The sequence below is a fragment of the Rhodoferax sp. LS1P39 genome (assembly GCF_056521425.1).
In genome coordinates this window covers 105378-126173 of record NZ_JBWMAV010000012.1, presented here as the reverse complement: position 1 = coordinate 126173, position 20796 = coordinate 105378, and the positions used below count along the sequence as shown (strand labels likewise).

Sequence of the window (20796 nt, the reverse complement as noted above, 5' to 3'; positions counted from 1 at the left end):
GATTGCCATGACGGAACTCCATGTATTTGTCAGTGTGGGAGGAACGGCGACAGAGCAGCAGGAAGCTTTTGTCCGCTCGGTCGAAGAGCGCCTTCGCAGCGAAGGCCTGGTTCCGCACACGGTGGGTCGCAATACCTTCAGCGCAGACGCGCCGCTGAAGGCGGTGACACAGCTCCTTGACCGCTGCTGCGGCACGGTGGTCATCGCGCTGGAGCGCACCTTTGTGGCCAGCGGTGCCGACAAACGCGGCGGCCCAAAAGAGTCGCCGCTGCAGGACATCAAACTGGCCACGCCCTGGAACCAGATCGAAGCCGCCATGGCCTACAGCCGAGGCCACCCCCTGATGGTGATCCTGGAGCGGGGCGTCAAGGAAGAAGGCCTGCTGGAGCGCGGCTACGACTGGTACGTCCAGTCGCTGGAGCCGAATCCGGCGGCCCTGGCCAGCTCCGAGTTCAATGGCGTGCTCGCCAGCTGGAAAGCCAAGCTGGCGCAGCCAGCACCCAAGCCACCTGCCGGGGCGAAGAATCCCACAGAACTCACGATTGGCGAGCTGGTCGCCAGCATGAAGCCGGGCCAGCTGTGGAGCCTGCTGGGCACCATCGCCGCCCTGGTGGCCGGTGCTTTTGCCGTGGGCGGCAAGCTCTTTGGCGCTTAAACGTCTCTGCCAGGCTTCTACAATCGCGCCCCCTAACAGCCCAACCCAAGCCTCAGCCGCAACGCACGACCCAAGAACACCGCAGAACTGGCTTTGCCAGGCTGCTGGTGTTGCCCCCTGCAAGGGGGTTGGAGAAAAGTGCGCAGCACTGGAGCCTGGGGGTGAGCATTTCCTCCCCTTTGATTGCAGACTCCCCTAAAAATGAACATCACGGTTAACGACGACTTGCTGGCCTACATCGACCCGCTCACCCCTGACGAGCACGCTGCGCTGGAGCGCAGCATCCTGGCCGAGGGCTGCCGCGATGCGCTGGTGCTGTGGGGCGATGTGCTGGTGGACGGGCACAACCGCTACGGCATTTGCAGCACGCACAACATTCCGTTCAACACCGTGCAGAACACCGCTTTCCAGACGCTGGACGATGTGCACCTGTGGATGATCGACCAGCACCTGGGGCGGCGCAGCGTGTCGGACTTCCAGCGCGGCGTGCTGGCGCTGCGCAAGAAAGACATCCTGGCCGGACGCGAGCAGCCTGCCAAGGCCGAAGCCCCGGTCAGCACCACCGCACCGTGGGAAGAGTCCGCCACGCCTGCCGCCGCAGCCCCCACTGCCGAGCCCGCGCTGACCCGCGAGGCGCTGGCCAAGTCGGCGCGCATCAGCAACAGCACCTTCACCCAGATCGAGAAGATCCAGAAGTCGGCCGCGCCCGAGCTGGTGGCCGCCGTGAAAGCCGGCACCATCTCCATCAGCACAGCGGCCACCGTGGCGACCCTGCCCGCCGAGGCGCAAATGGCCGCGGCCGCAGGCGGCAAGAAAGAGCTGCAACAGGCCGCCCGCCAGGTGCGCGCCGCCAAGGCCGTGGAGCGCACCGAACCCGATTCGCCCGAAGGCATCATCGCCCGCCTGAAGCAAACCGTGGCCGAGCTGACGGCAGAGAACGCCGCGCTGCGGGCGCAACTGGCCGAGATGATGGCCTGATAACTTCAAGCCAAACAGGCCGCCAGCGCTTATTCCATCAGCACAAGAAGCTATTGATTAAGTAGCAAGCTGTCGGTCCTGCTGCAATAGCCGGGCGGCGATCTGCAGCTCCGACTCCAGCCACTCCCTGAACGCCCGCAGCGGCGGCCAGTCCCGGTGCTCCGGGGGGTGCACCAGCCAGTAGGCGTCGTAGGCCTCGGTAGCCAGAGCCAGGGGCGAGAGCTGGACCAGCCGCCCGGCGCGCAGTGCGTCGGCGGCCACCAGCTCGCGGCCCAGCGCAATCCCCAGGCCCTGCTCGGCGGCCTGCAGCATCAGCCCCATGTCGTTGAACACCGCCACCGGCTGGATACGGCAGGGGTGGCCTGCCAGCGCAAACCAGGCCTCCCAGCACTCGACGGTGCCCAGCAAGGGCTCGTGCAGCCAGGTAGTCGGGTCGCTGCCCGCCAGGCGCGCGGCCATGGCCGGGCTGGCCACCACCACCTGCTGCGAGTCGATCAAACGGCTGCCTTCCAGGCCGCGCCACGGGCCTTTGCCCTGGCGCACCGCTGCGTGGAAACCTTCGCGGAGCAAATCCATGGGCTGCTGCGAGGTGTGCAGCTCCACCGCAATACCGGGGTGCAAGGCCCGCCAATGCGCCATGCGCGGCATCAGCCAGTGCTGGGCAAACGAGGGCGATACGGTGATACGCAAACGCTGGTCGGTGCCGGTGGAGGCCACAGCGGCGGCGCGCATGCCCTCGTCGATCTGGGCCAGCGCGGGCTCCACCGCCTGCAGCAGCGCGGCCCCGGCGGCATTCAGCACCACCCGGCGGCCCCGCCGGTCGAACAGCAAAAAGCCCAGTTGCTCCTCCAGCAAACGTATCTGCTGGCTCACCGCGCTGTGCGTCAAATGCAGTTGCTCGCCCGCCGCCCGCAGGTTGGACAGCGTGGCCACGGCACGGAAGGTGGGCAGGGTTTGCAACGGAATGCGGGACATGCTGGTAAGTATACGCAACCAGTCTTGGCAGAAATGAGCGCTTTTCTCGCAGGCATTGGATGCATATGCTTACCAGACATTCTTGTAACGGCCTGCCATGACCTCCTCCACCCTTGCATTCAAACGGCCTCTGGCCTGGCGCACCGCCACCGCTCTGCTGGCCCGGCTGTGGCAGCGCTGCACCCGCCGCCGCACTATCGCTCCCGCACCCTTGGGCGAACTGGGCAGCCACCTGCTGCGCGACATCCAGGCCCCAGGCCGCGTGCACGGGCAGGCGCTGGAGCACAGCGAGCTGGCCCGGTATGACCGGCAACAAAAAACAAAGAAAATCAGCCTCTAGCGCCCTATCCATCAGCGCAAGCAGCTATCAAAACAGGAGTTTTTCCAGGACGCTAGTACACCGATGCCGGGTTGTCGTGCGCACCAAACACCCGCACGCAGTCGCGGCCATGGGACTTGGCGGCGTACATGGCGACATCGGCGTTGCGCAGCAGGGTGTCGGCATCCAGGCCCGCGCTGGGGTACAGGGCCACGCCGATAGACGCGCCCACCTGCAGGCGGTGCGACTCGATTTCCATGTCGCGGGCAATGTCGTCCAGCAAGCGGTAGGCCAGGCCCAGCGCCTGCTCGGTCTGGTCCACCCGGCATTGCAGCACGGCAAATTCGTCGCCGCCCATGCGGGCCACCACGTCGCCGTCGCGGGCCACGGTGCGCATGCGGTCGGCGATCAGCGCCAGCACCTTGTCGCCAATGGCGTGGCCGTACTGGTCGTTGATGGGTTTGAAGCGGTCGATGTCGATGAAATGCACCGCAAACCCGGTCGTGCCGGGCTCGGCGGCGCAGGCCAGGGCCAGGCTTTCCAGAAACACCTCGCGGTTGACCAGCGCGGTCAGGCCGTCGTGGCGGGCCACGTGGCGGATGCGGGCCTCGGCGTGGCGGCGCTCGGTGACATCGGTGTAGGTGCGCAGCACGCCGCCGCCCGCCATGGGGATGCTGTGGATTTCCACCACCCGGCCATCGCGCCGCGTGCGGTCGTAAAAATAGGGCCGGTCGAAGATGTCGCCGCTGCGCGCGGTGGCCAGCACCTCGTCGGGCACATGGACCAGCTCGCCAGCGGCCTGCTGGTAGTCGGCCAGCGCGTCCAGCGTGGGGCGGCTGTCGAGCAGGCTCTGCGGCAGGTTGAGCAGCTCGCGGGCGCGGCGGTTGCACACCACCACCACGCGCTCGGCGTTGACCATCATCACGCCCTGCTCCATGGTGGCCAGCGTGGCCTCTAGCAGGGCCGACTTTTCTTGCAGGATGGCCTCGCTCTCGCGGGCGCGGCGCTCGGCCTCCCGCAGTTGCTGCTGCTGGCCCTTGAGCACGGTGATGTCCACATGCGCCCAGAAGCCTTTGCCGTCGGGGCTGCGTTGGCCGATCACCCGGCTCCAGCGGGCACCAGGCAGCGGCAGCTCAAACGGCGAGCCGGTAAAGCGGGTGTGCTCCGACAGGGTCAACAGCCCCGCGTCGAACAGCCCCTGGTGCTGCGCCTCCTGGCCCTGCCAGGCGGTGCGGTAGACCCATTCCAGGTGCGCGCCCACGGCTGCGTCGCGGCTGGGCAGGCTGTACTGCTGCACAAAAGGGGCGTTGGCCCAGAGGATGCGGTCGTCGGCCCCGGTGACCACCACACCGTCGGCCACATGGTCGAACAGGGCCGCGCCGTCGATAGCGCTGGTGGCCAGAATGGTCGGGCCCTGGGGGTCGGTGGCCGAGGTGTGGGCCTGCCAGATGCGGATGCGGCCTACGCCGGGCACCGGCAGCGAGGCCACCCACAGCCGCACGCCCAGGTGCTCAAACGCATACGGGCGCTGCTGGGTGCGGTGGCGGGCGATGCCGCTGGCTATGTATTGGTTGATCTTGGGCAGTTCGTCCGCCGCCAGCCGCCCCTGGTAGAAGCGGCGCAGGTTGTCGCGGTAGGGTTCCCCGGCGTGGACGTGACCTGCGTGCTCAGGGAAAAACTTGAGGAAGCTGCGGTTCCACAGCAGGGTGTGGTCGGCATCGTCGAACACGCACAGGGCAATGCCCAGACTGTCCAGGGTGTCGGCCACCACGCGCAGCAACGGCAGGCCCTCACCCATGGTGGCTGCCGGGCTGGAATGGGGTCGCTAACTGCTGCATTACACGGATTTTCGGTAGCTTGAACGAAGAGTAACGGACTGGTTAGAACGGGTCGGTGCGCAGAGCCAAACCGCCCCCAAAATGTAGCCGAATCTGGCACCCGCGCGGCCCTGCACCACCCGGTAGAGGCACCAAATTTGTATGTATGTTTATACACAAAAAGTGTCTGCAGCGGCGGTAGCAAAAGCACTAGCAGCTATTCATTCAATAGCATCTGGGCGGCGTATTGGCACCACGCCAAGCTAGGGTTTACGGGTGGCGCGATGGGTTTTACTGTATATTAATACAGTTAATTCAGCACATCCCATGGACCTCAACCGCAAACTCGCCATCCTGGCCGATGCCGCCAAATACGATGCATCCTGCGCGTCCAGCGGCACGCAAAAACGCGACTCGGTGGGCGGGCGCGGCATCGGCTCCACCGAAGGCGCGGGCATTTGCCACAGCTACGCGCCCGATGGCCGCTGCATCTCGCTGCTGAAAATTTTGCTCACCAACTACTGCGTCTACGACTGCCTGTACTGCATCAACCGCGTCAGCAGCAATGTGGACCGGGCGCGCTTTCGCATCGACGAAGTGGTGCAGCTCACACTCGACTTTTACCGCCGCAACTGCATCGAGGGCCTGTTCCTCAGCTCCGGCATCATCCGCAGCCCCGACTACACCATGGAGCGCGTGGTCGAAGTGGCCCGCGTGCTGCGCGAGGAGCACGACTTCCGCGGCTACATCCACCTCAAAACCATCCCCGAAGCCAGCGAAGAGCTGCTGGCCCGCGCGGGCCGCTACGCCGACCGGCTGAGCATCAACGTCGAGCTGCCCACCAGTGAAAGCCTGTTGGTGCTGGCCCCCGAAAAAGACGGCCAGGCGATCCGCCGCTCGATGGCGCGCCTGCGCATCCACATCGACGATGCCAAGGCCGCCGCCACGCCGACAGTGGCCACCTCGCAGCCGCGCGTGGCCCCCAAGCGAGCCCGTGCACCGCGCTTTGCACCGGCAGGCCAAAGCACGCAGATGATCGTGGGCGCCGATGCCTCGGACGACCGCAGCATCCTGACCACCAGCGCCACGCTGTACGGCGCGTACCGGCTCAAGCGCGTGTACTACTCGGCCTTCAGCCCCATCCCGGATGCCGCGCGCGGCCTGCCGCTGAGTGCGCCGCCGCTGGTGCGCGAGCACCGGCTCTACCAGGCCGACTGGCTCATGCGCTTTTACGGCTTTGCGCACGACGAGATCGTGGGTGCCAGCGACGGCATGCTGGCACTCGACATCGACCCCAAGCTGGCCTGGGCCCTGGCCCACCGCGAGAGCTTTCCGGTCGACCTGAACCGCGCCCCGCGCGAAATGCTGCTGCGCGTGCCCGGCCTGGGTGTCACCTCGGTGAAGCGCCTGCTCGACACCCGCCGCATCCGCACGCTGCGCGTGGACGACTTGTCGCGCCTGAAGGTGCCGCTGAAGAACGTGCTGCCTTTCATCACCGTGCCGGGAGCCGCCCGCAACGGGCTGGACGATGCCAACCTGGCGGCGCGGCTGCGGCCCCAGCCCCGGCAGCTGTCGCTATTTGACCTGCCGGTGGGCCATGGCTGAAACGGCCCCGCAAGTGGTGCATCTGGCGGGCGAAGACGATGTGCCGGGCTTTCGGGCAGCGGCGCGGCGTCTGCTGGCCCAAGGCATCGCACCGGGCCGCATCAGCTGGCATGTGGCGGGCGCGGCCGAGGGGGATTTGTTTGCGACAGAAGAGACTGCAACCGATGTGGACGCAACAACGGGCACCGTACTAAAGCTGCCCGCGTTCTTCGTGTCACTGTGCAACCGCACCGCCCTGCATGCCGACCCGTCCCGCTTTGGCCTGCTGTACCGGCTGGCCTGGCGGCTGCTGCGCGAGCCCGGCTTGCGCCACGACCTGCTGGACCCCGACAGGATGCTGGCAGAGCAGATGGCCCGCGTGGTGCGGCGCGACATGCACAAGATGACCGCGTTTGTGCGTTTTCGGCCCCTGGCCGCGCCCACCGGCGACGGCTGGGGTGTCACCCACGTGGCCTGGTTCGAGCCCGGCCACCACATCGTGGAGGCCACTGCGCCCTTCTTTGCGCGGCGCTTTGCGCAAATGCCCTGGGCCATCCTCACACCCGAGCGCAGTGCGCGCTGGAACGGCCAGCAACTGGCCTTTGGCCCCGGTGCGCAGAAATCCGACGCGCCCCCGGCCGATGCCAACGAACGGCTGTGGCTCACCTACTACGAGAACATCTTCAACCCGGCGCGGCTCAAGCTGGCCATGATGCACAAGGAGATGCCGCGCCGCTACTGGAAGAACCTGCCCGAGGCGGTGCTGATCCAGCCGCTCACCGCCCTGTCGGCCCAGCGCAGCGGCCAGATGCTGGAGCAGGCGGCCACCGAACCCGCGCACCGCCGACCCGCTGCGTCCATCGCCCTGCGGCTGGACCAGCGCCCCGAGGTGGTGGAAGCCCCCGGCACGTTGGCCGCGCTGCGCCAGGCCACCGAACGCTGCCGCGCCTGCCCCATCGGCCAGCACGCCACCCAGGCCGTGCATGGCGAAGGCCCGCTGGGCGCACCGCTGATGCTGGTGGGCGAGCAACCCGGTGACCAGGAAGACCTGCGTGGCCGCCCCTTCGTCGGCCCTGCCGGCCAGCTGCTGGACCGGGCGCTGGCGCAGCTGGGCCTGCCACGGGAGGCGCTGTACCTGACCAACGCGGTAAAGCATTTCAAGTTCGAGCCGCGTGGTCAACGGCGCATCCACAAGACTGCCGCGCAGCAAGAGGCCGCCGCCTGCCTGGACTGGCTGGAGCACGAGATTGCCTTGGTGCGCCCTGGGGCCACCGTGGCGCTGGGCAGCACCGCCGCCCGCGCCCTGCTGGGCCGCCCGGTGGCCGTGGCCAGCGAACGCGGCCAGTGGCACCAGCGCGCCGACGGCCTGCGCGTACTGGTCACCCTGCACCCCGCCGCCCTGCTGCGCATGGACAGCCGCGACTTCGATGCCGCGTTTGCCCACTGGCTGGACGATCTGCGCCTGGCGGCAGACCCGCAATATTTATAAGGAATAGGCCGCCAGCGCTTATTCAATAAGCACGAGAAGCTATTAAATCAGTAGCATACAGCCCCACAGCCCGCGCGCTGCAGCCCCGCCCTCACGGCGCCAGCACGCGGATCTGCACCAGCTGCCGGGTGTCGGCCGCGGCTTCGCTGCTGTAGCTGCCGGGCGGGGTCTGCCCGCCCCCGGTGGCCGCCACCGTGACCCACTGGCCCAGGGGTGCGCTGACGCTGGTGGCCAGCTGGCTGCGGGCCTGGCTGGGGAGCTCAGCGGCTCCGCTGGGGGCCTGCACGCTGGAGGATTGCACGTCGATGTCGATCTTCACCGGCTGGCCACCGCCGGGCCAGCGCGGCTGCACGGCCATGCTCTGGCCCGCCTGCATCCACACCATGCCGTAACTGACACCGCTGCCGTCGCGGCCCGTGGCCACCGACTGCACAAAGCGGATCGGCACATTCTGGCCCATGGTGAGCACCGCCTTTTCGCCATTGCGCACCTGGATGCGCTGGGCGGCCAGCGGTGCGGCGCTGGGCTGGGTGCTGACGGTGTTGCCGTCCGGCTCGCGGACCTGGCGCAGCTCCACCACCAGGTTGCGCTGCGGCAGTTGGGCCAGGGCAGAAATTGACAGAGCCAGGGCGGCTCCGGCGAGAAGCGTGCGTGCGGTGGTAGGCATGCCGCCATTGTTCCACGCATGGCTTCATCCCCCAAACGAGGGATGCCAAATGCGCCACCTTGCGCTAACTTGGAGGCAGCAGACATCCGCGATGTGCGCGGCCACCCCAAGGAGCCCACCATGCCCACATTCTTAAGCGAACATTTCAGCCTGGAAGAGCTGGTTGCCAGCCAGGAAGCCACCCGCCGCCAGATCGACAACACGCCCTCGGCGGGCATTGTGGTCAACCTGCGTCGGCTCTGTACCGTGCTGGAAGAGGTGCGCGCCTTGCTGGGCGGTGTGCCACTGGTGATCAGCAGCGGCTACCGCAGCCCGGCGCTGAACCAGTCGATTGGCGGTGCAGGCAAAAGCATGCACATGCTGGGTTTGGCGGTGGACTTCACGGTGCCCAAATTTGGCACGGTACTGCAAACCGCCAAGGCCATTGCCGCATCGGGCATTGCCTACGACCAGACCATCTACGAGTACGGTACCTGGGTCCACCTGGGCCTGGCCGCCACCGGCACCGCGCCGCGCCGCCAGAACCTGTCGATCTTCAGTGGCACCGGCTATCTGGACGGCATCAAAGCCCGGCCCCGCAGCCAACAAGCTGCGCAAAGGGCACAGAGGCGGGGTGTTTCCAGCCCACTTCCCGACCTTATCCCCTGAACCGCTGCCTATATTGATTCCAAGGGCGGCGTACCCATCTACAGAGTACAAGGGGCACATATGCACACGCACACTGTCAACTTTACGAACGACCCAGGCAGCGATCTGCTGCTGGAGGTGGACTTCAAGTGGCTGATGGCCGGCCAGGGCTATGCCGTGGACCCCGACCGCCTGCTGCACGACCCCGCCTATGCCGACACCTGCCTGCAGTGCGCCCAGCACTCCAACTGCATTGCGCTGCAAGCCTGCGCTTTGAGCCTGCAGGCGGTGCTGGCACACACCGTCCACTAACCGGGGGTCTGCGCCGCCAAACGCAGGGCCAGCACACTCAGCGCATCGTAGGCCGCACCAGCGTCTGGATTCCAGGCCTTCACCGCCAGCGCCTGGCGGGCGATGGCCGCCGTGTCACCCCGGGCGGCCGGGCCGGTCAGGGCGGCAGCCGGGCCCAGGGTGGTGATGTTGTGCACCGCGTGGGCCAGCAGGCTGGCGCGCAAATCGGGAATCAGCTCGGCAGGCACACCGGCACTGCGCCACGCGTCTTCGGCCACGCTTTGCAGCACCGGCATGAAGTTGGTGGCAAACACGGCTGCCGCGTGGTAGAGCAATTTTTGCCCGGTGGCCACATCGAAACAGCGCGCGCCAATGGCGGTAAAAGCCGCCCGCAGCAGGCCGCAGGCGCGGCTGTGGCCCTCCAGCGCGCAGGCCGTGCCGGGGAACTGGGCCACGGCCGTCTCTACCGAGGCAAAGCTCAAGATGCAATGTGCGCTGGCCGTCTGCCAACCCAGGGTGACCAGCGGTGCCAGTTGCGTGCTGCCCAGCGCCCCGCTGCAATGGAAGGCCACGGTTTGCGCGCTCAACGCCGACGATGCCGCAAATGCGACCGCCAGCGCCTGCGCCACTGCGGGCAGCGCGGTATCGGGCACGGCCAGCATCCACACGTCTGCCGGGCGCATGGCCTGCAGGCTCTCCACCGGGTAGCCCGCGCCGATAGCGGCACAGGCGGCCTGGGCACTGGCCGGGCTGCTGGTCAGCACATCCTGCACCGCGAATGTGCCCTGCCGTTGCCACAGCCGCGCCAGTGTCTGCCCCACACGGCCAGCGCCTACCAGGTTGAGTGTTTTCAAAGGAGTGGCTTTCTGTAGTTGAACGGGCGCAAGCCATTTTGCCAAAGATACTGCCACAGGCTACACACTCTACTTTTGATAGCTACTCACGCTTAGCGCATAAGCACGAGTGCCTCGAAAGGCATAAAACGCAAAGCGGCGCGGGCGTGGGCCACTTACGGACGCGGATGGGCAGCGCTACGGGTAATTTCCTGGGCCAGCACCAAGCCTGGCTCCCATGCGGCGGCCATTTGTGCGTGCAGCGACTTGGGAATACGGGGATCGGTGCGGCTCTGGAACAGCACCTGCGCCATGCCCTGGGCGATGCGCTCGATCACTGCGCGGGGGTTCGCGACCCCGCAGACCCGACGACCAAAGTCCAGCAAGGCCGCAGGCGATGGATAGACCTTCGACGCCTTGGCACCTGCAAAAAGCCGCAGCGCCATGGTGTAGTCCTCCAGAGCCGGGCCACCGTCGTAGCGCTGGTACTTGTAGATGGAGGTGCTCACCACATCGAACATGGGAGCCAGGCGGACATCGTCGATGCCGCTGTACAGCACCCCGAAATTCTTGAGGTGGCCGTCGCCGTTGCGCACCATCACCATGAAGGCCACCTGCTCAAAAAAGCGCGCCAACTCCGTGTCGGGGAGGTTGATCAGCTTCAAGGCGGTCACGATCCGCTCGTAGCTGCCGTGGTACTTGCGGTCAGACAGCGTGTCGCGCACCCGTTGGCCCATCAGCGAAGCCGCATCTTCAAAACCCAGGCGCGTGCCATCGTGCGCAATATCGAACCGTTCGATCACCAGCAGCGAACCGTCTTTGGACAGGTCGAACGGGGCCACCGGGATACCGGCCTCGCGGGCCGCGCTCAAGCACATGAACTCGTTGGCCGACAGCCCCGGGTAGCGCTCCGCCGCCAGCTTGACGATCAGGGTCGGCACCGGCACCGTGGCCCGGTCTGGCACCATGATCTTGGGCTGGATACCGGAGATACCCGAACCGGTGGACAGGTAGGCATGCATCAGCTCCTGAAAGAGCGCAGGGCCGTTGCCGCTGGCCAACAGATCGGCCTTGTGGACCACCGCAGAGCTGGTGGGCGGCGGCACATCCGGCAGCCGGTAGCCCAGCCGCCCAATGCCGTTGTTGCCCATGAGTGCCAGCAGGTGCATGGGCGTGATGGTCTGCTTGGGAAAGAACTCGCGGATCTGCAGAAACAAATAGCCCTCGGGCAGGTTCATGTCCATGGCCGGGAACAGGGCACCGCCACCGTCGAAATGCAGCGTGCTCGGCGGCATGAGCAGCGACACGCCGGGCTGGTCGGGCTGGTCGCGGCGGTAGTCGAAGGTGAAGGTGGATGCGTGCGCCAGACGCCCGCTGTGCGCGCCGTTCACATCCACGTCGAGCAGGCGGATGCGTTCAGGCAGCATGGCCACCGTCCTCATCTTCCCCATCTTCGTCATCGTCTGCAAACCGTTGCTGCATTTCCTCCAGGGTCGGCATGCCCGCCTTTTGCAGGCCCAGGCACAGGCCCATGGCGCGCAGGATGCTGAAGAGCGAGGCGACAGTCACGTCCTCGCCGCGCTCCAGCTTGTGGAGCACGGTGCGGCTGCGCCCGGCCTTGCTGGCGACGGCCACCGCCGAAAGTTTGTGCTCTTCTCGGTACTGGGCGATGGCCTTGCCCAGGTCTGCAGGGAGTCGCAATTTGTCCATGATCATGGACATTATGGCGATACACACCAATTATGTCCATGATCATGAACACTTTAGATTCCTGCTGTAAGTACCCCAGCCTGCGCCCGGTTGTAGCGGTCCGCATTGCGCATGCGGGGACGATAGCCAACCCCGCAGGCCCGCCCCTGCGTACTTAGGCGATGGCGCTGTAAGCCCCCACGCCTTCCGGCCAGGGTGTCAGCACCTCGAAGCCGGTGTCGGTCACCGCCACCATGTGCTCCCACTGGGCCGAGAGCGAATGGTCCTTGGTCACCACGGTCCAGCCGTCGGGCAGCTCCTTGGTGTCGCGCTTGCCAGCGTTGATCATCGGCTCGATGGTGAAAATCATGCCCGCCTGCAGCCGCAGTCCGGTGCCGGGCCGGCCGTAATGCAGCACCTGCGGGGTGTCGTGGTAGATCTGCCCAATGCCGTGGCCGCAGTACTCGCGCACCACGCTGAAACGTTCGCGCTGCGCCACGGTCTGGATGGCGTAACCCACGTCGCCCAGGGTCGCGCCTGGCTTTACTTGCAGAATGCCCGCGCGCATCGCCTCGTAGGTGGTTTCGACCAGTCGCTTGGCCAGTGGGCTGGGCTCGCCCACAAAGTACATGCGGCTGCAGTCACCAAACCAGCCGTCCTTGATGATGGCCACGTCGATATTGATGATGTCGCCGCGCTTCAAAACCTTGGCCGACGGAATACCGTGGCAGATCACGTGGTTGACCGAGGTGCACACCGTCTTGGGGTAGCCGTGGTAGCCGATGTTGGCGGGCACGGCATCCAGCACGTCCACGATGTAGTCGTGGCAGATCTTGTCCAGCGCCTCGGTGGTGACGCCTGCAATAACGTGCGGGGTGATCATGTGCAGCACGCTGGCCGCCAGGTGCCCGGCGCGGCGGGCCATGGCGACTTCATCGGGTGTGCGGATAGTGACACTCTCGCCGTTCATGCCCGAACCCTTTTCGGCATTGCCAGCACCTGCGCCTCGGCCTGGATTTCATCCTGGATCAACAAGCGGCACAGCTCCCCGTACTTCAGCTCGGGGTGCAGCTCGCACATCATGCCGATGCGCAACCAGTGCTCGGCCTGCGCGTTGATAGAGCGGTTCAAGGCACCGCTGGCGATACGCACGTTGTCGTGCATCGGTTCTGAAATTTTGACGAGGCCCATGGCGGCAAGTATATATGAAACGACTATGTTTCATATACTCCAACCATGCAGTGTGCCGGTTGGCCCACACCCGGTCTCAGCGGCGCAGCCGCATGGACACCGAGAACCGTTCGGCTGGATGCACCGACACCGACACCTCGAACGCCACGCCCTCGGCATCCAGGTAGCGCCGCACAATCTTCAACGTAGACGCGCCCAGCTCCAGCGCCAGCGCTTGGGCCAGCGTGCGGTCGCTCAACGCAGAGGCGCGCACATCCTGCTGGATCTCCTCGATGCGCCGGTCAAAGCGTTCTTCGATCAATGCGCTGATGAGCGTACCGGGCGATGCCCGCACCACATCGGCGATCGCGTGGTACGCCGGGTCGATATAGACATCGGTCCAGCCAATCGGCAGGCGGCCCTGGTCTTCCACCATGCGCAGGCTGGAGATCCGCAGCCAGGCCGTGCCTTCGGCGCAGCCCAGTTCTTGCGCCAGGGGCCCGGTGGCGACCACCGGCTCGATGGATTGCACCACCCGTATGTGCGCGGTACCGAACTGGACCAGGTCATCCACCGATGCCAGCGATGGCCTGAAAGCCAGCTTGGGCTTGGCCGACTCCACCCGGGTGCCGACGTTTTTACGCCGCGACACCAGCCCCAGCTCCTGCAACTCGGTGAGCGCAGCCCGGACAGTGTGCCGACTGGTGCTGTAGTGCTTACACAGCTCCAGTTCGGTAGGCAGCAGCGCGCCTACCTGGAAATGCCCGGAAACGATGGCCTCGGTCAAGTGGCGGGCGATGTTGACGGCGTTGGCCTTCACAGCGGGCTCAAGCAATGTGTTCATGGCGCAAGGGTAAACCCTGTTTTTTATTATGTTCGAACATATTACGCTTCAATATGTTCGGACATATAGATGTATGTTCTGGTTTTTCAACTCTTCCAAAGGACGATTATGGCGACTCCCTCCCTCCCCATGGCCAGCACGGTTGTGGACTCCATCCTTTTCCGCGATGCCTTTGGCACGGCCAAGATGCGGGCCATCTTCTTCGACAGCGCACTGATCCAGCGCTACATCGACACCGAAATCGCACTGGCCCAAGCCGAAGCCCGCTGCGGTGTGATCCCTGCCGAGGCCGCCGAGGTGATTGCCCGCGAGTCAAAGATCGAGCGCATCGACTTTGACCACATGCGCGAAGAAACCGACATCGTCGGCTACCCCATCCTGCCGCTGGTGCACCAGCTGGTGGCGATGTGCGGCGAAGCGGGCCGCTACGTGCACTGGGGGGCCACCACCCAGGACATCATGGACACGGCGGTAGCCCTGCAGGTGCGCGATGCGCTCGACAGCGTGGATGCCGACATCCGCGAGCTGCGTGGAATATTGGCCGCACTGGCATTGAAGCACCGGGATACACCCATGGCCGGGCGCACCCATTTGCAGCAGGCGCTGCCGGTGACCTTTGGCTACAAGGTGGCGATCTGGCTGGCCATGTTCGACCGCCACCAGGAACGCCTGGCCCAATTGCGGCCCCGCGTGGCCGTGGTCGAGTTCGCCGGTGCAGCCGGTACGCTGGCTTCGTTGGGCGACAAAGGTTTTGAGGTGCAACACGCCATGGCCGAACTGCTGGGCCTGGGTGTGCCCGCCACCACCTGGCATGTGGCGCGCGATGGTTTTGCCGAAGCGGTGAATTTGCTGGCGCTGGTCACCGGCTCGCTGGGCAAGATCGCGCTGGACACCATGATCATGGCTTCGACCGAATTTGCCGAGGTCTACGAGCCTTTTGTCAAAGGGCGGGGGGCCAGCAGCACCATGCCGCAAAAGCGCAACCCGATCTCCAGCGAACTGATGCTGGCCGCCAGCAAGGCGGTGCGCCAGCATGCGGGCCTGATGGTCGATGCCATGGTGCAAGACTTCGAGCGCGCCACCGGCCCCTGGCATGCCGAGTGGATCGCCATACCCGAGAGCTTCATCCTCAGTGCCGGCGCCTTGCACCAGGCCAAGTTCATGCTGGGCGGGCTGGTGGTCGATACCGCACGCATGGCGCACAACCTGGGCATCACCAAGGGCTTGATCGTGGCCGAGGCCGTGATGATGGGCATGGCTCCGCACATCGGCCGCCAGCAGGCGCATGACGTGGTTTACGACGCCTGCCGCACGGTCAATGACAAGGGCGGCACGCTGGCCGAAGCGCTGGCCGCGCTGCCCGCCGTCACCGCGCACTTCGACCGCGCCACGATTGACCGACTGACCGACCCGGCCAACTACCTCGGACTGGCCCCGCAGATGGTGGACCGCGCACTCGCCCTGTCCGCCGCAGTGGGCACCGCGCCCTTATCCGCCTGATCCTTCCATCCCATCCACCATCCACCGGACAGAGAGACATGAAAACCTTCACCCGCTTTGCCGCGCGCGCCACCCTTGCCGCCACCCTGGCCACCGCCTCGCTGGCCTTTGCCCAGGCCTACCCCACCAAACCCATCACCTGGATCGTGCCCTTTGCTGCCGGTGGCCCCACCGACGCACTGGCGCGCCACATCGCCGACCGGGTGGCCCGCGAGCTGGGCCAGCCCATCATCATCGACAACGCCCCCGGCGCGGGCGGCACCGTCGGTACGGCCAAGGCCACACGCGCCACGCCCGACGGCTACACCATGCTGGTCGGCCACATGGGCTATATGGGTGCCGCCCCGGCGTTGTACAAAAAGCTGCCCTACGACCCGGTGAAGGACTTCGAGCCGGTGTTCCGCTTCCCCGACACCCCGCTGGTATTGATGGTGCGCAAGGAACACCCGGCCAAGGACATCCAGGGCCTGATCGACTACGGCAAAAAGAACCCCGACAAAATGTTTATCAGCAACGCCGGCGTGGGCTCCAGCTCGCACCTGATCGCAGCGCTGGTCGCCAGTTCAGCTGGTATCAAGGTCACGCTGGTGCCCTACAAAGGCGCAGGCCCGGCCCTGATCGACGTGATTGGCGGCCAGGTAGACGGCATGTTCGACCAGACCAATACCGCGCTGCCGCAAATCACCGAGGGCAAGGTGCGCGCGCTGGCCGTCACCTCCAAAGTGCGGCTGCCGCAGCTGAAAAATGTACCCACCCTGGCGGAAACGGCGCTGCCCGGCTTCGAAGCATCTACCTGGTACGGCATCTACGCCCCCAAAGGCACGCCCAAGGCCGCGCTAGACAAGGTGCAAGAGGCCTACCTCAAAGTGATGACCGACAAGACCTTCACCGGCAAGATGAGCGAGCAGGCCATCCAGCTACTGCCGCCCGAGCAATACACCGGCGCAGCCCTGGGCAAACACACCGAAGCCGAAGTGCTGCGCTGGCGCGTGGTGGCCGCCAAAACCAGTATTTCGCTGGACTGAAAACGCCTGCTACAGGGCCTGCAGGCGGTGGGTGGGCGCGGGTCAGCCTGTTCGATGCCCAGGTCCCGCCTGGGCAGCCGTGCGCGGCGTTAGGCATTCATGCCCCCACCGCAGCCGCTGCCCCGCAGCGCAGGCCTCAACCAGCCTCCCCAACCGGGTGCCGCGCGTCGCGGCTTTCTTGGCGCTGCACACCCAATGCAGCACCACCTTCTGGTAACCCGGAGGCGTGGCTGCAAAGAACTGCCAGGCCGCAGACTGGCGCTGAAAAGCCGCCAGCTCGTCGGCAGTCAGCGCGGCGGGCACGGCTTGCTCGTGGGAATACACGGCAGACCGGGCCTGCGTGCGGCGGGCTAGGGCCTGTGCGCCTGCTGCGGTCATACGCCCCTCGGCCTGGAGCTGCGCGCACTTGGCGATGTTGACGGCGCTCCAGATGGAAGTGGGCTTGCGGGGTGTGAAGCGGATGGAATACGCCGCGTCGTCGATGCGCCTGCGCACACCGTCGATCCAGCCAAAGCACAGCGCCTCGTCCACCGACTCCGACCACGTCATGCTGGGCGTGCCGCTGCCGACCTTGTGGTAGCCGACGAGCAGCTCGGTGGCGGTGCTGGCGTGGGCGGCCAGCCATTGGCGGAAGGCAGCGGGGGTGGGGAAAAAGGTCGTGGCCATGGGGGCACCATAACCGAGGCTGCGGTGCGTCCCAAGGCCGCTAGCCGGGCTGGCAGGCAAAAAGAGCAATAAAGGGGTGCTACAGTTTTTAGCACGTTTTCTCGGATCGAAAAATAGTGCTACCGCTTATAAAATAAGCGCTAGCTGCTCTTATTTTATAGGCATAGATCATGAGATTTATGCCGTTTGGACGGGCGGTAGCTGTAAGGCTCACGATTGCGCGCAGGCAAGCTGGTTGCCGGTTAGGCAGCGTAACCGCATGTGCGCCCGGCGGCTAGACCGGGTAGTTCTGCACTGATGGCTCAATGGTGATCCACTTGAGTTCGGTGAATTCGTCGATCACCGCGCGGCCATCGAACTTGCCATAGCCGCTGTTTTTGGTTCCACCGTAAGGAGCCTGGGCCTCGTTTTGCACGGTGGAGCCGTTGACGTGCACCGAGCCCGATTCGATGCGCATGGCCACGTCTAGCGCGCGGGTCACATCGCGGCCGAACACGGCTGCCGACAGTCCATAGTCGCTATCGTTGGCAACGGCAATCGCCTCTTCCACGCCTTTGACGCGTACCACGGTGGTGATGGGGCCGAAGGTTTCATCGCCATAGATGGTCATGCCGGGCTTGACATGGTCCACGATGGTGGCGGGCATGACGGCACCATGGGCCTTGCCACCACATGCCAGGACCGCGCCCTTGGCTAGGGCATCGTCGATCATGGCATTCAAGCGGGCGCCCGATTCGCTGGACACCATGGGGCCGATCACGCAGGCGGGGTTCACACGGGGGTCCCCCATGACCAGTTCCTTGGCGCGGGCCGCAAACTTGGCGACAAACTCGTCGGCAATGGCCTCGTCCACCACCAGGCGTTCGGTGGACATGCAAATCTGGCCCTGGTACAGGAAGGAGCCAAACACGGCAGCCTTCACGGCTTCGTCGATGTTGGCATCGTCCAGCACGACCTGGGGCGACTTGCCGCCCAGCTCCAGCAGGCAGCGTTTCAACTGGGTAGCGGCCTTTTGCGCAATGATGCGGCCGACACGGGTGGAACCGGTGAAGTTGATGCGGCGCACGGCCTTGTGCGCAATCAGTGCATCAATCACCTCCGGTGCGTCCTGGGGTGCGTTGGTCAGCACATTCAACACACCCGGTGGGAAGCCCGCTTCCACCAGCGCATCGGCCACCAGCGTGTGGGTCTTAGGGCTGGCCTCCGAAGCACGGAACACCACGGTATTGCCGCAGGCGATCGGGTAAGCAATGGCACGGGCGGCCAGTACTACAGGCCCATTCCAGGGCACGATGCTCAATACCACACCGACGGGCTGGCGCACGGTCATGGACAGTGTGCCGGGCTTATCGGTGGGAATGGTTTCGCCCTGGATTTGGGTCACCATGCCGGCGGCCTCGCGGAACAGGTTGGCGGCCAGGTACACGTTGAAACCGGCCCATAGCCCGGAGGCCCCCACTTCCGCGCCCATGGCTTCGATGAATTGCGGTGTCTTGGACTCCAGCACGTCGGCGGCCTTGAGCAGCAAGCGGCGGCGCTCGGACGGCGCGCTGTTGCGCCAGCCCAGGAAGGCGGTCTGAGCCGAGTTGACTGCGGCCAACGCATCTTCTACGCCACCGGCAGCGGCACGGGTCACCACTTCTCCGGTTTGGGGGTGGCTGCGGGTGAAGGTGGCACCTGACTTGGCGGCGACCGACTGGTTGTCAATAATGAGTTGGGATTCCATGGTGTGTTCCTTGGTTGAATGGTGTAAAAGTGTTCAGTTGATGTGTGCGGTTTCAGGCGCGCTCGGTCAGGATGTCGGCCATACGTTCGCCAATCAGGGCACAGGTAGCCATCGTGGCCACCCCGGCAATGCGCGGCATGATGGAGCTATCGGCAATGCGCAGGCCCTGCACACCGTTGACGCGCAGCTTGGAGTCCACCACGGCCTCGGCATCCTTGCCCATGCGGCAGGTGCCGGACTGGTGGAAATAGGTGGTGGCCCCATTGCGCACAAAGTCCTCCATGGCCTTGCCCGTCAATTTCTTGCCGGGTGCCACTTCGCGCTTGACGAAGTCCTGCATGGCGGTTGAATTGCCTATCTCGCGGCAGACTTCGATACCAAAGGCCAAGGCCTTGACATCATCCGGATGGCTCATGAAGCGGGCATCCACTACCGGGCGATCTGCCGGGTTGGCAGAGCCCAGGCGGATCTCGCCACGGCTCTTGGGTGCCACCAGGCCAGCGCATAACGCCCAGCTGGTGCCTGGCGGTGCGTATTCCTTGCCGACCACGTCGCTGGCATAAGGCAGCTCGATTTGCACCAGGTTGACGTCTGGCGATACTAGTGACGCTTGGCTCTTGAGAAAACCGGCTGCATTGGCCGCACTGTTGCGGTGTGGAATGTGCTCCTTGGGCTCCCAGATACAACCGCCGTGCAGGATATGGTCTTGGAAGTTGCGCCCCACTTCCTTGGCATTAACCAGGGTTTTGATCCCGTGCTTGCTTAACTTTGCCTCGTCGCCAATACCGCTGAGCATCAGCAGCTTAGGTGTGTTGATACCACCGGCACTGACGATCACCTCGGTGTTGGCACCGATGATTTTCGGCCCAGCTGCGGTGGCAATCTGAACGCCCGTGGCTTTGGTGCCGGAAAAGGTCAACCGGTCCACATGGGTGTTGACCATCACGGTGACATTGGGACGCGACAAAATCGGGTAAAGATACGAGCGGGCCATGCTCTGGCGACGGCCGTCGCGAATGATCTGGTTCATCAGCGCGAAGCCAATGCCGCCTTCTTCGCGCACGCCATTCTGGTCGGCAAACACCGGATAGCCCAGGGAGCGGCAAGCCTCCAGCATGGCAGGTGCTGCGGGGTGTGGGTTGTTGGCCGGTTGGCACCAGACGGGCCCGTTCTTGCCACGGTAGCGGGCATCCGGCGCACCTTGCCAGTTTTCCATGCGCCGGTAGATTTCGAGCCCGGACTCGTAGCCCCAGGCGGGGTCGCCGCTGGCCTCGGCCCAAAACTCCAGGTCGGCTTTGAAAGGGCGGGCCCAGATGGTTGCATTGATGCTGCTGCCGCCCCCTACTACTCGGCCCATGTGTTCAGGAATGGCGCGGTTGTTGGTGCTGGGTGTGGCCAGGGCTACATCCTTCCAGTCGCGCTCGGAGCCAAGGTTGGTGAACCAGACGGTCGGATCCATCACCGAGGGGGCAACATCCCAGTCGCCCGCCTCGATCATGAGAATCGAGGCATCCTTGCGGGTTGCCAACCGGCCCACCAGCGCGCAGGCGGCAGAGCCCGTTCCTACGACCACATAGTCATAGGATGCTTGCGGTTTGGCGCTGCGCTCATTCTGGTTGGCGCGAATGGCGTCCAGTTCGTCGGCCAAGGCGCTGAGTCCCACGGTAGAGAAACCGGCAGCAGTGGCTGCGCGCATAAAGCCGCGACGGCTCATGCGACCGGCAATCAGGGCACGTTCCAGGTGCTCCAGCAAGCCGTCCGAGGGTGCATTCGGGTTGGTTGAATGGGTATTCATAGTCATGCAAGTTGAATGGATAGTGGTTAAAAATGTTGTCTCCAGTGGCACTTGCCATGCGCACACACCGCGCCACTGAAGCCAACTTTAGAAACTTGCCAAAGATTCAAATACATCGGGATTTCCCTAGACGCGGTTTGTTCCAT

Annotated in this window: 21 protein-coding genes; 9 read left to right on the top strand and 12 right to left on the bottom strand. The window is 65.1% G+C overall.

What is annotated here, in order from left to right:
- Window positions 1–7: 7 nt before the first annotated feature.
- Entirely contained in the window at window positions 8–655 is a 648-nt protein-coding gene (locus AC097O_RS18060) for a hypothetical protein (protein WP_479594283.1), read from the top strand.
- A gap of 201 nt (window positions 656–856) precedes the next feature.
- Entirely contained in the window at window positions 857–1633 is a 777-nt protein-coding gene (locus AC097O_RS18055) for a ParB N-terminal domain-containing protein (protein WP_479594282.1), read from the top strand.
- 57 nt (window positions 1634–1690) lie between these two features.
- On the opposite strand, the gene AC097O_RS18050 is transcribed toward AC097O_RS18055, so the two are convergent.
- Window positions 1691–2620, bottom strand: a complete 930-nt coding sequence (locus tag AC097O_RS18050) for a LysR substrate-binding domain-containing protein (RefSeq protein ID WP_479594312.1) — start codon at window positions 2618–2620, stop codon at window positions 1691–1693.
- Between the two features lie 85 nt (window positions 2621–2705).
- Here AC097O_RS18050 and AC097O_RS18045 point away from each other — a divergent pair, with 85 nt between their 5' ends.
- Window positions 2706–2948: a hypothetical protein gene (locus AC097O_RS18045; RefSeq protein ID WP_479594281.1), complete on the top strand. Its 243-nt coding sequence runs from the start codon at window positions 2706–2708 to the stop codon at window positions 2946–2948.
- A gap of 52 nt (window positions 2949–3000) precedes the next feature.
- Here AC097O_RS18045 and AC097O_RS18040 read toward each other — a convergent pair whose 3' ends face one another.
- Window positions 3001–4725, bottom strand: a complete 1725-nt coding sequence (locus tag AC097O_RS18040) for a diguanylate cyclase domain-containing protein (protein WP_479594280.1) — start codon at window positions 4723–4725, stop codon at window positions 3001–3003.
- A 346-nt stretch (window positions 4726–5071) separates the two neighbouring features.
- Here AC097O_RS18040 and AC097O_RS18035 point away from each other — a divergent pair, with 346 nt between their 5' ends.
- Window positions 5072–6349: a putative DNA modification/repair radical SAM protein gene (locus AC097O_RS18035; protein WP_479594279.1), complete on the top strand. Its 1278-nt coding sequence runs from the start codon at window positions 5072–5074 to the stop codon at window positions 6347–6349.
- A complete protein-coding gene (locus AC097O_RS18030) occupies window positions 6342–7817 on the top strand; it encodes a UdgX family uracil-DNA binding protein (protein ID WP_479594278.1) in 1476 nt (491 codons plus the stop codon). Before AC097O_RS18035 ends, AC097O_RS18030 begins: the two co-directional genes overlap by 8 nt.
- A 91-nt stretch (window positions 7818–7908) precedes the next feature.
- Here AC097O_RS18030 and AC097O_RS18025 read toward each other — a convergent pair whose 3' ends face one another.
- Complete coding sequence (locus AC097O_RS18025; protein ID WP_479594277.1) at window positions 7909–8484, bottom strand: hypothetical protein; 576 nt, start codon at window positions 8482–8484, stop codon at window positions 7909–7911.
- A 120-nt stretch (window positions 8485–8604) separates the two neighbouring features.
- On the opposite strand from AC097O_RS18025, the gene AC097O_RS18020 reads away from it, so the two are divergent.
- Window positions 8605–9132: a D-Ala-D-Ala carboxypeptidase family metallohydrolase gene (locus tag AC097O_RS18020; RefSeq protein WP_479594276.1), complete on the top strand. Its 528-nt coding sequence runs from the start codon at window positions 8605–8607 to the stop codon at window positions 9130–9132.
- Between the two features lie 60 nt (window positions 9133–9192).
- Window positions 9193–9423 carry a hypothetical protein gene (locus AC097O_RS18015; RefSeq protein ID WP_479594275.1) on the top strand — a complete coding sequence of 77 codons (231 nt, stop codon included), beginning with the start codon at window positions 9193–9195 and terminating at the stop codon, window positions 9421–9423.
- Here the strand turns inward: AC097O_RS18015 and AC097O_RS18010 are convergent.
- The 6 genes from AC097O_RS18010 to AC097O_RS17985 all read right to left on the bottom strand — a co-directional run bounded on the left by AC097O_RS18010 (window position 9420) and on the right by AC097O_RS17985 (window position 13938).
- Window positions 9420–10256 carry a Rossmann-like and DUF2520 domain-containing protein gene (locus AC097O_RS18010; RefSeq protein WP_479594274.1) on the bottom strand — a complete coding sequence of 279 codons (837 nt, stop codon included), beginning with the start codon at window positions 10254–10256 and terminating at the stop codon, window positions 9420–9422. The two genes, AC097O_RS18015 and AC097O_RS18010, sit on opposite strands and share 4 nt — an antisense overlap.
- A gap of 155 nt (window positions 10257–10411) precedes the next feature.
- Window positions 10412–11662 (bottom strand): type II toxin-antitoxin system HipA family toxin, encoded by a 1251-nt coding sequence (locus tag AC097O_RS18005; protein ID WP_479594273.1) that lies wholly within the window; start codon window positions 11660–11662, stop codon window positions 10412–10414.
- Window positions 11652–11945 (bottom strand): helix-turn-helix domain-containing protein, encoded by a 294-nt coding sequence (locus AC097O_RS18000; protein ID WP_479594272.1) that lies wholly within the window; start codon window positions 11943–11945, stop codon window positions 11652–11654. Before AC097O_RS18000 ends, AC097O_RS18005 begins: the two co-directional genes overlap by 11 nt.
- Window positions 11946–12099: 154 nt before the next feature.
- Entirely contained in the window at window positions 12100–12894 is a 795-nt protein-coding gene (gene map / locus AC097O_RS17995) for a type I methionyl aminopeptidase (RefSeq protein ID WP_479594271.1), read from the bottom strand.
- A complete protein-coding gene (locus AC097O_RS17990) occupies window positions 12891–13115 on the bottom strand; it encodes a ParD-like family protein (protein WP_479594270.1) in 225 nt (74 codons plus the stop codon). Before AC097O_RS17990 ends, map begins: the two co-directional genes overlap by 4 nt.
- A 76-nt stretch (window positions 13116–13191) precedes the next feature.
- Window positions 13192–13938: a GntR family transcriptional regulator gene (locus AC097O_RS17985; RefSeq protein ID WP_479594269.1), complete on the bottom strand. Its 747-nt coding sequence runs from the start codon at window positions 13936–13938 to the stop codon at window positions 13192–13194.
- 108 nt (window positions 13939–14046) lie between these two features.
- Here AC097O_RS17985 and AC097O_RS17980 point away from each other — a divergent pair, with 108 nt between their 5' ends.
- Both AC097O_RS17980 and AC097O_RS17975 read left to right on the top strand, forming a co-directional pair.
- Window positions 14047–15438 (top strand): class-II fumarase/aspartase family protein, encoded by a 1392-nt coding sequence (locus AC097O_RS17980; protein WP_479594268.1) that lies wholly within the window; start codon window positions 14047–14049, stop codon window positions 15436–15438.
- A gap of 38 nt (window positions 15439–15476) precedes the next feature.
- On the top strand, window positions 15477–16463 hold the full coding sequence (locus tag AC097O_RS17975) for a tripartite tricarboxylate transporter substrate binding protein BugD (protein WP_479594267.1): 987 nt from the start codon (window positions 15477–15479) through the stop codon (window positions 16461–16463).
- A gap of 42 nt (window positions 16464–16505) precedes the next feature.
- Here the strand turns inward: AC097O_RS17975 and AC097O_RS17970 are convergent, their stop codons facing one another.
- The 3 genes from AC097O_RS17970 to AC097O_RS17960 form a co-directional block, all read right to left on the bottom strand.
- A complete protein-coding gene (locus tag AC097O_RS17970; RefSeq protein WP_479594266.1) occupies window positions 16506–17129 on the bottom strand; it encodes a YdeI/OmpD-associated family protein in 624 nt (207 codons plus the stop codon).
- 274 nt (window positions 17130–17403) lie between these two features.
- Complete coding sequence (locus tag AC097O_RS17965) at window positions 17404–18855, bottom strand: aldehyde dehydrogenase (protein ID WP_479594265.1); 1452 nt, start codon at window positions 18853–18855, stop codon at window positions 17404–17406.
- Window positions 18856–18907: 52 nt separating this feature from the next.
- Complete coding sequence (locus AC097O_RS17960) at window positions 18908–20650, bottom strand: GMC family oxidoreductase (RefSeq protein WP_479594264.1); 1743 nt, start codon at window positions 20648–20650, stop codon at window positions 18908–18910.
- Window positions 20651–20796: the final 146 nt, after the last annotated feature.

What these genes read in the sequence shown, in the direction of transcription:
- AC097O_RS18060 (WP_479594283.1), top strand. Translation starts at nt 8, where the DNA reads ATGACGGAACTCCATGTATTTGTCAGTGTGGGAGGAACGGCGACAGAG.
- AC097O_RS18020 (WP_479594276.1), top strand. Translation starts at nt 8,605, where the DNA reads ATGCCCACATTCTTAAGCGAACATTTCAGCCTGGAAGAGCTGGTTGCC.
- AC097O_RS18015 (WP_479594275.1), top strand. Translation starts at nt 9,193, where the DNA reads ATGCACACGCACACTGTCAACTTTACGAACGACCCAGGCAGCGATCTG.
- AC097O_RS17960 (WP_479594264.1), bottom strand. Translation starts at nt 20,650, where the DNA reads ATGAATACCCATTCAACCAACCCGAATGCACCCTCGGACGGCTTGCTG.
- AC097O_RS17965 (WP_479594265.1), bottom strand. Translation starts at nt 18,855, where the DNA reads ATGGAATCCCAACTCATTATTGACAACCAGTCGGTCGCCGCCAAGTCA.
- AC097O_RS18035 (WP_479594279.1), top strand. Translation starts at nt 5,072, where the DNA reads ATGGACCTCAACCGCAAACTCGCCATCCTGGCCGATGCCGCCAAATAC.
- AC097O_RS18045 (WP_479594281.1), top strand. Translation starts at nt 2,706, where the DNA reads ATGACCTCCTCCACCCTTGCATTCAAACGGCCTCTGGCCTGGCGCACC.
- AC097O_RS17990 (WP_479594270.1), bottom strand. Translation starts at nt 13,115, where the DNA reads ATGGGCCTCGTCAAAATTTCAGAACCGATGCACGACAACGTGCGTATC.
- AC097O_RS17970 (WP_479594266.1), bottom strand. Translation starts at nt 17,129, where the DNA reads ATGGCCACGACCTTTTTCCCCACCCCCGCTGCCTTCCGCCAATGGCTG.
- AC097O_RS17985 (WP_479594269.1), bottom strand. Translation starts at nt 13,938, where the DNA reads ATGAACACATTGCTTGAGCCCGCTGTGAAGGCCAACGCCGTCAACATC.
- AC097O_RS18000 (WP_479594272.1), bottom strand. Translation starts at nt 11,945, where the DNA reads ATGGACAAATTGCGACTCCCTGCAGACCTGGGCAAGGCCATCGCCCAG.
- map (WP_479594271.1), bottom strand. Translation starts at nt 12,894, where the DNA reads ATGAACGGCGAGAGTGTCACTATCCGCACACCCGATGAAGTCGCCATG.
- AC097O_RS18025 (WP_479594277.1), bottom strand. Translation starts at nt 8,484, where the DNA reads ATGCCTACCACCGCACGCACGCTTCTCGCCGGAGCCGCCCTGGCTCTG.
- AC097O_RS18005 (WP_479594273.1), bottom strand. Translation starts at nt 11,662, where the DNA reads ATGCTGCCTGAACGCATCCGCCTGCTCGACGTGGATGTGAACGGCGCG.
- AC097O_RS18055 (WP_479594282.1), top strand. Translation starts at nt 857, where the DNA reads ATGAACATCACGGTTAACGACGACTTGCTGGCCTACATCGACCCGCTC.
- AC097O_RS17975 (WP_479594267.1), top strand. Translation starts at nt 15,477, where the DNA reads ATGAAAACCTTCACCCGCTTTGCCGCGCGCGCCACCCTTGCCGCCACC.
- AC097O_RS18040 (WP_479594280.1), bottom strand. Translation starts at nt 4,725, where the DNA reads ATGGGTGAGGGCCTGCCGTTGCTGCGCGTGGTGGCCGACACCCTGGAC.
- AC097O_RS18030 (WP_479594278.1), top strand. Translation starts at nt 6,342, where the DNA reads ATGGCTGAAACGGCCCCGCAAGTGGTGCATCTGGCGGGCGAAGACGAT.
- AC097O_RS17980 (WP_479594268.1), top strand. Translation starts at nt 14,047, where the DNA reads ATGGCGACTCCCTCCCTCCCCATGGCCAGCACGGTTGTGGACTCCATC.